Origin of the sequence: Ornithinimicrobium cerasi, from assembly GCF_003702705.1 — a bacterium.
In the GTDB taxonomy this organism is placed as follows: domain Bacteria; phylum Actinomycetota; class Actinomycetes; order Actinomycetales; family Dermatophilaceae; genus Ornithinicoccus; species Ornithinicoccus cerasi.
In genome coordinates this window covers 80,472-93,338 of the sequence record NZ_QZMN01000013.1, presented here as the reverse complement: position 1 = coordinate 93,338, position 12,867 = coordinate 80,472, and the positions used below count along the sequence as shown (strand labels likewise).

Here is a 12,867-nt window from a genome sequence, read left to right as displayed (position 1 = left end):
GACCCGCCCGGGGCCGCCGACCCGGACTCAGGTGCCCTTCGGGTGCCAGACGGTCTTGGTCTCGGTGAACGCCCGCAGCCGCGTGAGGTCCGGGGTGGGCAGGAAGTCGGGCTCCTGCGCCCCCGACCCCCCACCGGCAGGGCGGAGCACCCGCTTGAGGTTCTCCGCGGCGGCCCTCTCCAGGTCGCCCCACGCCATACCCTCGACGTCCGCGGCACCGGTGAGGTCGAGGGCGTTGACGTCGCGGTGCGAGGCGAGCCAGGGGGCGACCTCGGCCGTGTGCCCGGTGATGATGTTGACCACGCCACCGGGCACGTCGGAGGTGGCCAGCGACTCGGCGAGGGAGACCGAGGGGATGGGCCGGTCCTGCGAGGCCAGGACCACCGCGGTGTTGCCGGAGACGACGACCGGCGCCACGACCGAGACCAGCCCCAGCAGCGAGGACCGCTGCGGCGCGAGGACGGCGACCACGCCGGTCGGCTCGGCCGCGGAGATGTTGAAGTAGGGGCCGGCGACGGGGTTGAGGGAGCCGTCCACCTGGGTGTACTTGTCGGACCAGCCGGCGTACCAGACCCACCGGTCGATCGCGGCCGAGACGACGGCCTCGGCCCGCGCCGCGGTCAGCCCCTCGGCGGCCTGCACCTCGTTGACGAACTGGGCGCGGCGCCCCTCCATCACCTCGGCCACCCGGTAGAGCACCTGCCCGCGGTTGTAGGCGGTGGCACCACCCCACCCGGGCTGCGCCTTGCGGGCCGCCACGACGGCGTCCCGGGCGTCCTTGCGCGAGCCCTTGGCCACGTTGCCCAGGAACGCCCCACGGGTGCCGGCCGCCGCGCTGCGCGCGCCGCGGGGCGCGGCATACACCTCGTAGGAGCGGCCCGACTCGCTGCGCGGGAACTTTCCCCCGACGTAGAGCTTGTAGGTCTTGCGGACGTCCACCCGGTCGGCGCTCACGCTCATGCTCCCGTCCTCACGTAGGCCTCGAGGCCGTGTCGTCCGCCCTCGCGGCCGTAGCCCGACTCCTTGTAGCCGCCGAAGGGGCTGGTCGGGTCGAACTTGTTGAAGGTGTTGGCCCAGACCACGCCCGCCCGCAGCCGGTCTGCGGTCCACAGGATGAGCGAGCCCTTCTCGCTCCAGACGCCGGCGGACAGGCCGTAGGGGGTGTTGTTGGCCTTGGCGACCGCCTCGGCGGGGGTGCGGAAGGTCAGCACCGACAGCACGGGGCCGAAGATCTCCTCCTGGGCGATCCGGTGCGTCTGGCTGACTCCCGTGAACACCGTCGGTGCGAACCAGAACCCCTTGCTGGGCAGCTCGCACCGGGGCGACCACCGCTCGGCACCCTCGGCCTCGCCCGCGGCCGCGAGCTCGGTGATCCGGTCCAGCTGCTCGCGGCTGTTGATGGCGCCGACGTCGGTGTTCTTGTCGAGCGGGTCGCCGACGCGGAGGGTCTCGAGTCGCCGCTTGAGCCGGGCCTCCACCTCCTCGGCGATCGACTCCTGCACGAGCAGGCGCGACCCGGCGCAGCAGACGTGCCCCTGGTTGAAGAAGATCCCGTTGACGATCCCCTCGACCGCCTGGTCGACGGGCGCGTCGTCGTAGACGATGTTCGCCGCCTTGCCGCCGAGCTCGAGGGTGGCCTTCTTCCGGGTGCCGGCGATGGAGCGGGCGATCGCCTTGCCGACCCCGGTCGAGCCGGTGAAGGCCACCTTGTCGACGTCGCCGTGCTCGACCAGCGCCTGCCCCGTCGGACCGGCACCGGTGACGATGTTGACGACGCCCGGCGGGAGGTCGGCCTGCTGGCAGACCTCGGCGAAGAGCAGCGCCGAGAGGGGCGTCGTCTCCGCCGGCTTGAGCACCACGGTGTTGCCGGTGGCCAGGGCCGGGGCGATCTTCCACGCCAGCATCAGCAGGGGGAAGTTCCAGGGGATGACCTGGCCCACGACGCCGTGCGGGCGGGGGTCGGTGCCCAGCCCGGCGAAGTCGAGCTTGTCGGCCCATCCGGCGTGGTAGAAGAAGTGCGCCGCGGCGAGCGGCACGTCCACGTCACGGGACTCCCTGATCGGCTTGCCGTTGTCGAGGGTCTCCAGGACGGCGAACTCGCGCGCGCGCTCCTGCAGGATCCGGGCGATGCGGTAGAGGTACTTGCCCCGGTCGGTGCCGCTCATCCGGGACCAGACACGGGTGTATGCCGCGCGCGCGGCCGCGACGGCCGCGTCGACGTCGGCAGCGCTCGCCTCGGTGACCTCGGCCAGCACCTCCTCGGTGGCCGGGCTGACCGTCTTGAACGTCGAACCGGTTCCCTCGGTGAACTCGCCGTTGATGAAGAGGCCGTAGGAGGGGGAGAGGTCGACGACGGAGCGGGACTCCGGCGCGGGGGCGTAGTCGAAGGTAGGCATGTCGGTGGTGTCCTTCGTCAGTAGAGGCTCGGCGAGTCGTCGGGGATGTAGTCGGCGCCGGAGTAGGCGCCGGTGCTCATCCGCTGACGCTGCAGCAGCAGGTCGTTGAGCAGGCTGGAGGCGCCGAACCGGAAGTACTCAGGGCTGAGCCAGGCGCCGCCGTGGCCCGCAACCTCGTTGACGGCGACGAGGAACTTGATGGCTTCCTTGCTGGTGCGGATGCCGCCGGCCGGCTTGACGCCGACCATCTGCCCGGTCTGCTCCCTCCAGTCGCGGACGGCCTCCAGCATGATCAGGGTCACGGGGAGGGTGGCCGCCGGGGACACCTTGCCGGTGCTGGTCTTGATGAAGTCCGCCCCGGCCAGCATCGAGAGCCAGCTGGCCCGGCGGACGTTGTCGTAGGTCACCAGCTCGCCGGTCTCCATGATCACCTTGAGGCGGGCGGTCCCGCACACCTCCTTCACGGCCGCGACCTGCTCGAACACCGTGAGGTAGTCGCCGGAGAGGAAGGCGCCGCGGTCGATGACCATGTCGATCTCGTCCGCGCCGGCCTCGACCGCGTCGCGGGTGTCGGCCAGCTTGACCGCCATGCTCGCCCGGCCGCTGGGGAAGGCGGTGGCCACCGCGGCCACCTTGATGCCGGAGTCGCCCAGCACCTCCCTGGCGGTCGCCACCATGTCGCCGTAGACGCAGACCGCCGCGGGGCGCGGGGTCGTCGGGTCCGAGGGCAGGGGGGAGAGGGCCTTCGTGCACAGGCCGCGGACCTTGCCCGGGGTGTCGGCACCCTCGAGGGTGGTCAGGTCGATCATCGAGATGGCCAGGTCGATGGCCCAGGCCTTGGCGGTGGTCTTGATCGAGCGGGTGCCGAGGGTGGCCGCGCGTGCGTCGCAGCCCACCTGGTCGACACCCGGCAGGCCGTGCAGCCACGAGGAGAGGGCCTGGTTGGTGAGTCGGGTCACGCCCAGGTGCTCGGTGGCTCTCGTCGCCTGCCCGGCAGCGGTCACGAGGGGAGCGGGGGTGGTGGTCACCCGGGCGAGTCTACCGTCGCAGGGCTGGCCCGACGCCCTCGATCTGCGACGATGACGAGATGGAGCTCGACGTCGCCACGCTGCCCAAGGTCGTGCTGCACGACCACCTCGACGGTGGTCTGCGGCCTGCCACCGTGCTCGACCTCGCGCACGAGCAGGGGTATGCCGCACTGCCGGCCACCGAGGTCGACGCGCTCGCCGCGTGGTTCGCCGAGGCGGCGGACTCGGGCTCGCTGGTGCGCTACCTCGAGACGTTCGACCACACCGTCGGGGTCATGCAGACCGAGGAGGCGCTCGCCCGGGTGGCGCGCGAGTGCGTGACCGACCTGGCGCGGGACGGGGTCGTCTACGCAGAGGTGCGCTACGCGCCCGAGCAGCACCTGCGGCACGGCCTGACCCTGGACCAGGTGGTGGAGGCGGTGAACCGCGGCCTGCGCGAGGGGGAGGAGGAGGCCGCCGGCGCGGGCGGCCGGATCCGGGTCCGCGCCCTCCTGACGGCCATGCGCCACGCCGCCCGGTCGGAGGAGATCGCCGAGCTGACGGTGCGGCACCTGGGTGAGAAGGTCTGCGGCTTCGACATCGCCGGGGCGGAGGACGGCTTCCCGCCCACCCGGCACCTGCCGGCGTTCGACTACCTGCGTCACCACAACGCGCACTTCACGATCCACGCGGGGGAGGCGTTCGGGCTGCCGAGCATCTGGGAGGCGATCCAGTGGTGCGGGGCCGAGCGGCTCGGCCACGGCGTCCGCCTGGTCGACGACATCACGCTCGACGGCGCCCCGGTCGGCGAGGACCTGCCCGCCGCCATCGCCCGGGCCGCCACCGATCCCGGTGCGTTCCAGCTCGGCCCGCTGGCGGCCTACGTCAAGGACCGGCGGATCCCGCTCGAGATGTGCCCGAGCAGCAACGTCCAGACGGGGGCGGCGCCCTCGATCGAGGCGCACCCCGTCACGCTCCTCAAGGACCTGCACTTCCGCGTCACCCTCAACACCGACAACCGGTTGATGAGCGCGACGTCGATGACCCGCGAGGCGCAGCTCATGGTCGACCGTGCCGGCTGGACCCGCTCGGACCTGCGCCGGGTCGCGGTCAACGCGATGAAGTCGGCCTTCCTGCCCTTCGACGAGCGGCTGGCGATCATCGAGGGCGTGCTCAAGCCCGCGTACGACGACGGCCGGTAGCGACCGGACGCGTTCCCGGACGGCCGAGGGGCGCGCCCACGATCAGGAGGTCTTCGGGAGCACCCTGGCCCGCAGGGCGTCGTCGCGGTCCAGGCGTCGCTCGTCGCGGCGGCGCCGCTCGGCGAGCACCGCGGCCAGGACCTCCTCGGGGGGCGCCTGCGGCGGGGGCGGGGGAGCGACGCGGGGCAGGATCGCGGCATACAGCTCCGCACCGGTGCGCGCCCGCGCCTCGGGCATCAGCTGCCCGGAGCGCTGGAGGAACTGGCGCACCGCCACGACGAGCGCGTCGGGCAGCACGCCGATGTCCGCCTGCCGGGCCCAGGGCGCCAGGGCCTCGGGCATCGTGGGTCCCTCCGCCAGGCGCAGCCGCACGCGGTCGCGGACGACGTAGGTGCCGGCGAGCAGGTCGCCCAGCCGCCGGGCCTTCTCGTTGGTCACGGCGACCAGGAGCGCGAGCCCGCCGAGGGTGAGCCACAGCTCGACGGTCCCGACGAGCGCCCGGATGGTCGCGTGGCGCAGCCCGATGGGCCCGGTGTCCTCGCGCACGGTCCGCAGCCCCAGGACCAGCTTGCCCACGGTCCGCCCCCGCGTCAGCGTCTCCAGCGCGATCGGCAGCCCGGCCATGACGAGCGCCATGAGCACGATGACGAAGGCCTGACCCAGCGCGGCGTCCCGGAGGAACAGCTCCGTCGGCAGCAGCAGCACGAGCAGGACCACGAGGAGCGCGACGACGAGCAGGTCGACCAGGCCCGAGACCATCCGCAGCGGGAGGCTGGCCGCGGGCAGCTCGATCTCGACCGCCTCGCTCGTGACGAAGCGCTCGGCGTCGAAGATCCCCCGCGTCGGCATGGCCGCAGGCTACCTCCCGACACCGACGCCGACGACGACGCCGACCGCGTGCAACCCCGGGGCGCAGCACCGTGCGGGAGGTGCGCGCGCACGTCATACAGTGAGCCGGTGGACCTCGACGCGCTGGTGGGACGACGGCGGGAGGACTGGCAGCGGCTGGGCGCCCTGTCGCGGCAGCGCCGCCTGAGCGGCGCGGAGGCTGACGAGCTCCTCGACGGCTATCAGCGGGCGGCGACCGACCTGTCGACGGTGCGTTCCGCCGCCCCCGACGCGCAGGTCGTGACGCACCTGTCCACGCTCATCGCCGCAGCCCGCGCCCGGGCCTCGCGCGTGCCGACGTTCTCGTGGGCGGGCGTCGGGCGCTTCTTCGCCGAGGACTTCCCGGCCGCCCTCTACCGCCTGCGCCGGTGGTGGGGGATCACGGCGCTGGTCAACGTGGTGGTCGGCCTGCTGCTGGGCTGGTGGCTCTACCACAACCCGGTCGTCGAGAACTCCCTCCTCAGCCCGGAGGAGGTGCAGCTGCTGGTCAACGTGCAGTTCGAGTCGTACTACTCCGAGAACGCCGCCAGCAGCTTCTCCACGCTGGTCTGGGTCAACAACGCGTGGGTGGCCGCGCGCTGCATCGGGATGGGCGTGCTGGGGTTCCCGGTCGTCTGGCTGCTGTGGCAGAACGTCGCCAACGTGGCCGTCATCGGCTCCCTCATGCACCGGCACGGCCGGGGCGAGGTGTTCTGGGGCCTGATCACGCCGCACGGGCTGCTCGAGCTGATGGCGATCTTCGTGGCGGCCGGGGTGGGGCTGCGGCTGTTCTGGGCCTGGGTGGCCCCCGGACCGCGGACCCGCCTGGCCAACCTCGCCGCGGAGGGCCGCACCGCGGCGGGCGTGGCCATCGGGCTGGTCTTCGTCCTGCTGCTCTCCGGGGTGATCGAGGGCTTCGTCACGCCGTCCCCGCTGCCGACGTGGGCGCGGGTGGGCATCGGGGTGCTCGCGCTCCTGGCCTTCTTCCTCTACGTCTTCACGCTCGGGCGACGCGCCGTCCGCGCCGGCGCGACGGGGGACGTGGGGGAGGACCAGCAGTCAGCGGTCGCCCCCTCGGTGGGCTGACCCGGGTCCGGTCCGTGCGTCCCTGCTCCGGGGCGGGTGCCGCTGACGGGGTATGACGTGGACGCCTCGTTGCCGTGGATGGTCGGCCGGAGAGTGGGACGCCAGCCCGACTAGATCCCGATGTCCTCGTAGGAGCGCGGGTCCTCGATCGGCTCCAGGTGACAGCTCACGCGCAGGTCCGGGTACTCGGCGAGGAGAGCGTCGGTGATGTCCTCGGCCAGGTCGTGACCCCGCTGCACCGACCAGGCGCCCGGCACGAGCAGGTGCATCTCCATGAAACGGCGGTGCCCGGACTCGCGGGTGCGGAAGGCGTGGAACTGGATGTCCTCGGCCGTGAAGCGCCCGATGATGCCCCGGATCCGCTCGTTGTCCTCCGCGGGCAGCGAGATGTCCATCAGCCCGGCCGTGGAGGAGCGGATCAGGCCCCAGCCGGTCACGAGGATGTTGATCCCCACCGCGAAGGCGACGATCGGGTCCAGCCGGTCCCATCCCGTCAGCCAGACCAGCACGACCCCGACGACGACGCCGACCGACGTCCACACGTCCGTGAGCAGGTGCCGTCCGTCGGCCGTCAGCGTGATCGACCGGTGCCTGCGACCCGCCCGGAGCAGCACGAACGCCACCGACCCGTTGACGACCGAGGCGACCACCGAGATGAGCAGGCCGACGCCGACGTTCTCGATGGGGGCGGGGTTGAGGAAGCGCTCGACCGAGGCCACGAGGATGACGCCCGCCGCGACGAAGATCATCACGCCCTCGACCGCGGCCGAGAAGTACTCCGCCTTGCTGTGGCCGTAGTGGTGGTTGCGATCGGGGGGCAGCAGCACCACCCGCAGCGCGACCAGGGCGACGATCGCCGCCACGAGGTTCACGAGCGACTCCGCGGCGTCGGAGAGCAGGCCGACGGAGTCGGTCACCAGCCACGCGCTGCCCTTGAGACCGATGGTCAGCAGCGCCGCGGCGATGGACAGCCAGGCGTAGCGGGTGAGGTCCTCCGGCTGGGGGTGCCGGGTGCTCAGGGACGGCTTCTCAGAGCTCACGGGCACCCCTGGAACACGACCGGGAGGGGGAGGGACACGCTCCCCATCCTACCGGCGGGTTCAGAGCAGGCCGCGCGCCTTGAGCGCCAGGTAGTGGTCCACGAGAGCCACGGGGAGTCGCTCGGGAGGTTCGTCGACCACCGTGACGCCGAGCGCCCCCAGCCCGGCCGCGGTGCGCCGTCGCAGCGCCTCCGTCCGCTCGGCGGCGGCGGCGTCGTAGACCGCCTCCAGGGAGGACAGGTCGGCGCGCAGGGCTGCCACCGCGGGGTCCGCCACGGAGGCCACCACCACCCGGTGGTGGGCGGTCAGCGAGGGCAGGACCGGCAGCAGGCCGCTCTCCACCGCGGCCGGCTCGAGGGGGGTCAGCAGCACGACGAGCGAGCGTCGCCGGGTGAGCGCGGTGACGGCCCCGGCCAGCGTGGTCCAGTCGGCCTCGACCAGCACCGGTTCGAGCGGGGCCATCGCGGTGACCAGGCGGTGCAGGACCGCCGACCGCGTCGTCCCCGTGCTCGCGCCCGACCCCACCCGGGCCCGCACCAGGCGGTCGCCGGCGAGCAGGTCGACGCGGTCCCCGGCGTGGCTGGCGACCGCGGCGAGCAGGAGGGCGGCGTCCATGGCGGCGTCGAGACGCGGCTCGTCCCCCACCCGTGCGGCGCTGGTCCGGGAGGTGTCCAGGACGAGGATCAGCCGGCGGTCGCGCTCGGGCTGCCAGGTGCGGACCACGACATGCTGACGGCGGGCCGTGGCACGCCAGTCGATGGCCCGCACGTCGTCCCCCTCGACGTAGTCGCGCAGCGAGTCGAACTCCGTGCCCTGCCCACGGGTGCGTACCGCGGCCCGGCCGTCCAGCTGACGCAGCTGCTCCAGCTTGCTGGACAGGTGGCGGCGGGACCGGAACGGGGGCAGCACCCTCACCGCCCCCGGCACCGCGATCGTCGCCTGCCGGCCGGCCAGTCCCAGGGGCCCGTGCACGCGCAGGGTCACCCCGGCCGCCGGTCGGTCGCCGCGCCGCGTCGGCCGCAGCGTGGTCGTCACCCGACGGCGCTCCCCGGCCGGCAGGTCGAGCACGTGGCGCTCGCCCGCCGCACCCGCCGACGGCACCCAGGCGTCCCGGAGGTGCCCGCGCAGGTGGCGCGACCCGGTGCCGGTCAGCGTGAGGGTCGTCGTCGTCGGCTCATCCAGGCGCACCTGGGGCACTCCCGAGCGGGACAGGGTGACCGATCGCGGGGACGGCGTCAGAAGGACGTCGGCCACGACCAGCACCACCACGCCGAGCACCCACAGGAACGCGACGGTGCGCGACGACGCGGGCCAGGCGGCGACGGGGACCAGCCCCAGGAGCACCAGGGCCAGGACGGGGCCGCGCAGGATCATCGGGCGCCCGCCGGGTCAGCGGGGCACGGGGACGGACGCGAGGACCGTGGCCAGGACAGCCTCGGTGGTCACGCCCTCCAGCTCGGCCTCCGGCCGCAGCGCCACCCGGTGGGCGAGCGTGGCGTGCGCGAGCGCCTTGACGTCGTCCGGGGTGACGAAGTCCCGTCCGGACAACCAGGCCCAGGCCCGGGAGGTCGCGAGCAGTGCCGTCGCGCCGCGGGGGCTCACCCCCAGCTGCAGCGAGGGGGCGGTACGGGTGGCCCGGGCGAGGTCGACGACATACCCGATGATCTCCGGGGAGACCTGCACCCGGCGCACCGCGGCGGCTCCCGCGGCCAGCTCGGCGGCGCCGGCGACGGGCCGCACGCCCGCGGCGGCAAGGTCGCGGGGGTCGAACCCCCGCGCGTGTCGGTCGAGCACCTCCACCTCGTCCTCCCGGACCGGCAGCGGCAGGGTGACCTTGAGGAGGAAGCGGTCGAGCTGCGCCTCGGGGAGGGGGTAGGTGCCCTCGTACTCGACCGGGTTCTGCGTGGCGGCGACGAGGAACGGCGCCGGCAGCGGGTGGCTGGTGCCGTCCACGGTCACCTGTCGCTCCTCCATGGCCTCCAGCAGCGCCGACTGGGTCTTCGGCGGCGTCCGGTTGATCTCATCGGCGAGGAGGAGGTTGGTGAAGACCGGGCCGGGGCGGAAGGTGAAGTCGCTCCGGCCGCTGTCGTAGACCACGGACCCGGTCACGTCGCCGGGCATGAGGTCGGGCGTGAACTGCACGCGGGTGGTGCGCAGGTCGAGCGCGGCCGCGAGGCTGCGCACGAGCAGGGTCTTGGCCACCCCCGGCACCCCCTCGAGCAGGATGTGCCCGCCCGACAGCAGGGCCACGACGAGGCCGGAGACGGCCTGCTGCTGGCCGACCACCGCCTTGCCGACCTCGTCGGTCACCGCCCGCAGCGCCTCGCGCGCGGTCCCGGTCGAGGGGGGTGCCGTGGTGCTGGGCTCGGTCATCGGGAGGGTCCTTCCTCGAGGGAGCGCAGCTCCCGGGCGGTGGTCACGAGGGCCGCGTCGTCGGCGGCGGTGGGGTCGGTCAGGAGCCTGCGGACCTCGGGCGCGGGACGCCCGGTGGCCGCCGCGACCGCGCGGACCAGGCTGTCGGGGTCGGCCCGGGGCGGCAGGCCGGTCCGGGCGGCGAGCCGGTGCCGGGCACCGGCCTGCAGGGCGGCGAGCGCGTGCCGCCGGTCCCGGGCCTCGCGGTAGAGCCGGCCCCGGCTGCGGGTCGTCTGCGCGGCGTGCACGACGGCGGGCAGCGGCTCGACGACGACCGGCCCGAGACGACGGCCCCGCCACAGCGCGAGGACGAGGGCGGCGGCAGCCAGGACGATCACCGCGGGGGTCATGCTGGGAGGCAGCACGTCCCACAGGCCCTGGGGGGCCGCCGTGCCTGCGTCGCCCGGCTGCGGCACGACCCAGAGCAGCCGGTCGCTGCCACCGAGGAGCCGCAGCCCGAGCGCGGCGTGCGCGCCCTCGTCGACCGCGTCGTTGGACAGCGCGGAGGGGAAGCCCACGAGGACGGTCTCGGGCCGGTCGCGGTCGGCCGCGACGGTGAGCAGCGCCCCGGCGCGGGATCCACCTGCGTTGAACCCGGGGCTGGGCGGGAAGCACGCCGTCACCTCCTCGGGCGCGTCCGCCGCGTCCAGCTGGACGTCCCAGACGGTGACCTCGTCCCCGTCGCGCACCCGGGGGTCGGGGCAGGCGCCGAGCAGCCGGGCACCCGTCGGCGTCGTCGTCGTGACGTCGAGCCCGAGCGCGGCGCCCGGGTCCTGCTCCGCGCCGGGCACCAGGACCACGAGGCGGTCCGCGTCGCGGACCCGGCGCAGCAGGTCCTCCCCGGACTCCGGCCCGAGGTATGACGTGTGCGTCACCAGGACCGTCGTGCCCGGCCCGACCCGGTCGGGCAGGGCCGCGGTGCCCGGGACCTCCTGCACGTCCACGCCGCGGGCGGCGAGCACGCGGGCCAGCGCCCGGCCCCCGTCGCGGCCGGGGTTGTCGGCGCCCATCGGCTCGCCGCTGCCCCCACCGGCCAGCACCGCCGCGAGCGCCGCCGCGGCGAGGGCGAGCAGCACCCACGGGGCCCAGCGTCGCAGCGTGCGGACCCGCGTCATCGCCCGACCACGTCCAGGTCGGGGCGGGTGGCGAGGAGCTGCTCGTCGAGCGCGAGGGCGTCCCGGGCCTGCTCCGCCGTGGCGCGGTGGTCGCCGTAGCGCACGGCATCGAAACGGTCGGCGGTGCCGGACAGCGCGACGGCGGAGGAGGGGAAGATCGCGGCCAGCGCGACGGCCACCTCGTGAGCGGTCCGCCCGGGGGCGGCGTCCAGGAGGGTGCGCTCGTCGGCCGAGGCGGCGACGGCGCGGTAGCCGTCGAGGAGGGCGGTGTCGTGGTCACCCGTCCGCAGCGCGGCCCGGGCCCGGTCGCGGTACGCGGCGGCGGGGAGCCGGGCACCGTCCCCGAAGACGCCCACCTCGCCTCCACCCGGGGCCAGCCGGCGGCTGCGCCACCGGTCGCGCGCCGCGAAGGCGAGCACCGCGAGCACGGCGAGCACCACCATCGCGAGCGCGGCCCAGGAGGCCCAGGCGGGCAGCTGGCCGGGGAGGTCGGGGTCGGGAAGCCGGTCACCCAGCCAGTCGAGGAGGCGGCGGACCCAGGACTCGCGGACGGCGTACCCGGGTTGGGCCAGCTCCTCCTGCAGCCACGTACGCGCCTCGTCCCGGCCGGGGTCGAGCGGTGCTCCCGCGAGCATGCCCGGGACGGCGTGCCTGGTCAGCGCGCCCGCCCGACCGCCCGGGCCTGCGCGGCCCGGACGAGGCCCACGTCCAGGCCCTCGCGACGAATCCGCAGGTCGAGGTAGAGCAGGGCGGTCACCCCGGCCGAGAACGGGATGGAGAACGCCTGGACGACGACCTGGACCAGGTGGTCCGTGAGCAGCACCACCGGGTGGACGGGGGACAGACCGCCGGACAGCCCGTCGAGGGCGAGGAAGGTCACGGTGGTGACCGGCAGCTGCACCATGGTCGCGAAGAGACCCGTCACGAGGCCGGCGAGCAGGGTGATCCCCAGCACCCGCCAGGCCTGCCAGCCCCGGGTGAGCGTCCAGCTGCGGCGCAGCGCCCGCCAGGGCCCGGCCCTCTCCAGGACGACCGCGGCGGTCGTCAGCGAGACCCGGGCGCTGCCCCACAGGAGCAGCACCACGGAGGCCAGCAGCAGCGCGAGGAGGAGCACGACGAGGCCGACCACCGCGCCGTCGCCGGCCCCGTCCATCGCCAGGACGATCCCCGCGACCCCCGCCACGAGGGCGGCGGTCGCGAGCAGGAAGAGCAGCGCGATGAGCAGCAGCGCCCCGAGCAGCGCGGGGATCCGCCCGCGCACGGCCTCCCAGGTCTGCCTCAGACCTACCCGGTCGCCCAGGACCGCCTCGCTGACGACATACACGATCATGCCGGTGAGCGCGATCGAGGCGAGCCCGGAGAAGAGGAGGTTGACCAGGGGCACGAGGACCGCCAGGTCCTCCTCGGCCAGGTCCGCGAACCGGGTGATGGCGAGCGAGCCGAGGTAGGAGGGCACCAGCAGCAGCGCCAGGACGACCAGGGCGGTGCCGATGGTTGCGGAGGGGTTGCGCCGCATCGTCTGCAGGGCGCCGCCGAACATGTCGCCCAGGGTGAGGGGGCGCAGGGGGACGACCCCGGGCTGGTGGAGCCTGGCCAGCTGCTCCGGGGCCAGGTGGTGCCAGGTGGTGCCTGCGGCGGGAGGGCCGGGAGGGCCGGGCGCGCCGGGGGGAGGGAAGGGGGCGGGAGGTCCGGGAGGCGGCAGGTCCGGGCCTCGCGTCGTTCCCTCGGGAAAGGTCATCCCC

The 12,867-nt window shown here is 74.3% G+C and carries 12 protein-coding genes; 2 read left to right on the top strand and 10 right to left on the bottom strand.

Annotation, left to right across the window (positions count from 1 at the left end):
• Nucleotides 1-27: 27 nt before the first annotated feature.
• The 3 genes from D4B81_RS14760 to deoC are packed head-to-tail and all read right to left on the bottom strand — an operon-like array spanning nucleotide 28 to nucleotide 3,424.
• On the bottom strand, nucleotides 28-960 hold the full coding sequence (locus D4B81_RS14760) for an aldehyde dehydrogenase family protein (RefSeq protein ID WP_122263450.1): 933 nt from the start codon (nucleotides 958-960) through the stop codon (nucleotides 28-30).
• The gene (locus tag D4B81_RS14755) at nucleotides 957-2,396 is read right to left on the bottom strand and encodes an aldehyde dehydrogenase family protein (protein WP_122263449.1); all 1,440 of its coding nucleotides are present in this window, start codon (nucleotides 2,394-2,396) and stop codon (nucleotides 957-959) included. Before D4B81_RS14755 ends, D4B81_RS14760 begins: the two co-directional genes overlap by 4 nt.
• A gap of 17 nt (nucleotides 2,397-2,413) precedes the next feature.
• Nucleotides 2,414-3,424 carry a deoxyribose-phosphate aldolase gene (gene deoC, locus D4B81_RS14750; RefSeq protein WP_474100190.1) on the bottom strand — a complete coding sequence of 337 codons (1,011 nt, stop codon included), beginning with the start codon at nucleotides 3,422-3,424 and terminating at the stop codon, nucleotides 2,414-2,416.
• Between the two features lie 59 nt (nucleotides 3,425-3,483).
• Between deoC and D4B81_RS14745 the strand changes: the two genes are divergently transcribed.
• On the top strand, nucleotides 3,484-4,605 hold the full coding sequence (locus tag D4B81_RS14745; protein ID WP_122263448.1) for an adenosine deaminase: 1,122 nt from the start codon (nucleotides 3,484-3,486) through the stop codon (nucleotides 4,603-4,605).
• A gap of 42 nt (nucleotides 4,606-4,647) precedes the next feature.
• Here D4B81_RS14745 and D4B81_RS14740 read toward each other — a convergent pair whose 3' ends face one another.
• Nucleotides 4,648-5,454, bottom strand: a complete 807-nt coding sequence (locus D4B81_RS14740) for an RDD family protein (protein WP_122263447.1) — start codon at nucleotides 5,452-5,454, stop codon at nucleotides 4,648-4,650.
• A gap of 108 nt (nucleotides 5,455-5,562) precedes the next feature.
• Here D4B81_RS14740 and D4B81_RS14735 point away from each other — a divergent pair, with 108 nt between their 5' ends.
• Nucleotides 5,563-6,558, top strand: a complete 996-nt coding sequence (locus D4B81_RS14735) for a stage II sporulation protein M (protein WP_122263446.1) — start codon at nucleotides 5,563-5,565, stop codon at nucleotides 6,556-6,558.
• 110 nt (nucleotides 6,559-6,668) lie between these two features.
• Here the strand turns inward: D4B81_RS14735 and D4B81_RS14730 are convergent, their stop codons facing one another.
• The 6 genes from D4B81_RS14730 to D4B81_RS14705 are packed head-to-tail and all read right to left on the bottom strand — an operon-like array spanning nucleotide 6,669 to nucleotide 12,863.
• Complete coding sequence (locus D4B81_RS14730) at nucleotides 6,669-7,598, bottom strand: cation diffusion facilitator family transporter (protein WP_237566023.1); 930 nt, start codon at nucleotides 7,596-7,598, stop codon at nucleotides 6,669-6,671.
• Between the two features lie 60 nt (nucleotides 7,599-7,658).
• Nucleotides 7,659-8,972 carry a DUF58 domain-containing protein gene (locus D4B81_RS14725; protein ID WP_122263445.1) on the bottom strand — a complete coding sequence of 438 codons (1,314 nt, stop codon included), beginning with the start codon at nucleotides 8,970-8,972 and terminating at the stop codon, nucleotides 7,659-7,661.
• A gap of 15 nt (nucleotides 8,973-8,987) precedes the next feature.
• Entirely contained in the window at nucleotides 8,988-9,971 is a 984-nt protein-coding gene (locus tag D4B81_RS14720; protein ID WP_122263444.1) for an AAA family ATPase, read from the bottom strand.
• Nucleotides 9,968-11,125 (bottom strand): DUF4350 domain-containing protein, encoded by a 1,158-nt coding sequence (locus tag D4B81_RS14715; RefSeq protein WP_122263443.1) that lies wholly within the window; start codon nucleotides 11,123-11,125, stop codon nucleotides 9,968-9,970. The genes D4B81_RS14720 and D4B81_RS14715 overlap by 4 nt, the downstream gene beginning before the upstream one ends.
• On the bottom strand, nucleotides 11,122-11,760 hold the full coding sequence (locus tag D4B81_RS14710; protein WP_122263441.1) for a DUF4129 domain-containing protein: 639 nt from the start codon (nucleotides 11,758-11,760) through the stop codon (nucleotides 11,122-11,124). The genes D4B81_RS14715 and D4B81_RS14710 overlap by 4 nt, the downstream gene beginning before the upstream one ends.
• A 20-nt stretch (nucleotides 11,761-11,780) precedes the next feature.
• Nucleotides 11,781-12,863 carry a DUF7847 domain-containing protein gene (locus D4B81_RS14705; RefSeq protein WP_122263439.1) on the bottom strand — a complete coding sequence of 361 codons (1,083 nt, stop codon included), beginning with the start codon at nucleotides 12,861-12,863 and terminating at the stop codon, nucleotides 11,781-11,783.
• Between the last annotated feature and the right edge of the window lie 4 nt (nucleotides 12,864-12,867).

What these genes read in the sequence shown, in the direction of transcription:
- D4B81_RS14725 (WP_122263445.1), bottom strand. Translation starts at nt 8,972, where the DNA reads ATGATCCTGCGCGGCCCCGTCCTGGCCCTGGTGCTCCTGGGGCTGGTC.
- D4B81_RS14745 (WP_122263448.1), top strand. Translation starts at nt 3,484, where the DNA reads ATGGAGCTCGACGTCGCCACGCTGCCCAAGGTCGTGCTGCACGACCAC.
- D4B81_RS14720 (WP_122263444.1), bottom strand. Translation starts at nt 9,971, where the DNA reads ATGACCGAGCCCAGCACCACGGCACCCCCCTCGACCGGGACCGCGCGC.
- D4B81_RS14715 (WP_122263443.1), bottom strand. Translation starts at nt 11,125, where the DNA reads ATGACGCGGGTCCGCACGCTGCGACGCTGGGCCCCGTGGGTGCTGCTC.
- D4B81_RS14755 (WP_122263449.1), bottom strand. Translation starts at nt 2,396, where the DNA reads ATGCCTACCTTCGACTACGCCCCCGCGCCGGAGTCCCGCTCCGTCGTC.
- D4B81_RS14705 (WP_122263439.1), bottom strand. Translation starts at nt 12,863, where the DNA reads ATGACCTTTCCCGAGGGAACGACGCGAGGCCCGGACCTGCCGCCTCCC.
- D4B81_RS14760 (WP_122263450.1), bottom strand. Translation starts at nt 960, where the DNA reads ATGAGCGTGAGCGCCGACCGGGTGGACGTCCGCAAGACCTACAAGCTC.
- D4B81_RS14710 (WP_122263441.1), bottom strand. Translation starts at nt 11,760, where the DNA reads ATGCTCGCGGGAGCACCGCTCGACCCCGGCCGGGACGAGGCGCGTACG.
- D4B81_RS14740 (WP_122263447.1), bottom strand. Translation starts at nt 5,454, where the DNA reads ATGCCGACGCGGGGGATCTTCGACGCCGAGCGCTTCGTCACGAGCGAG.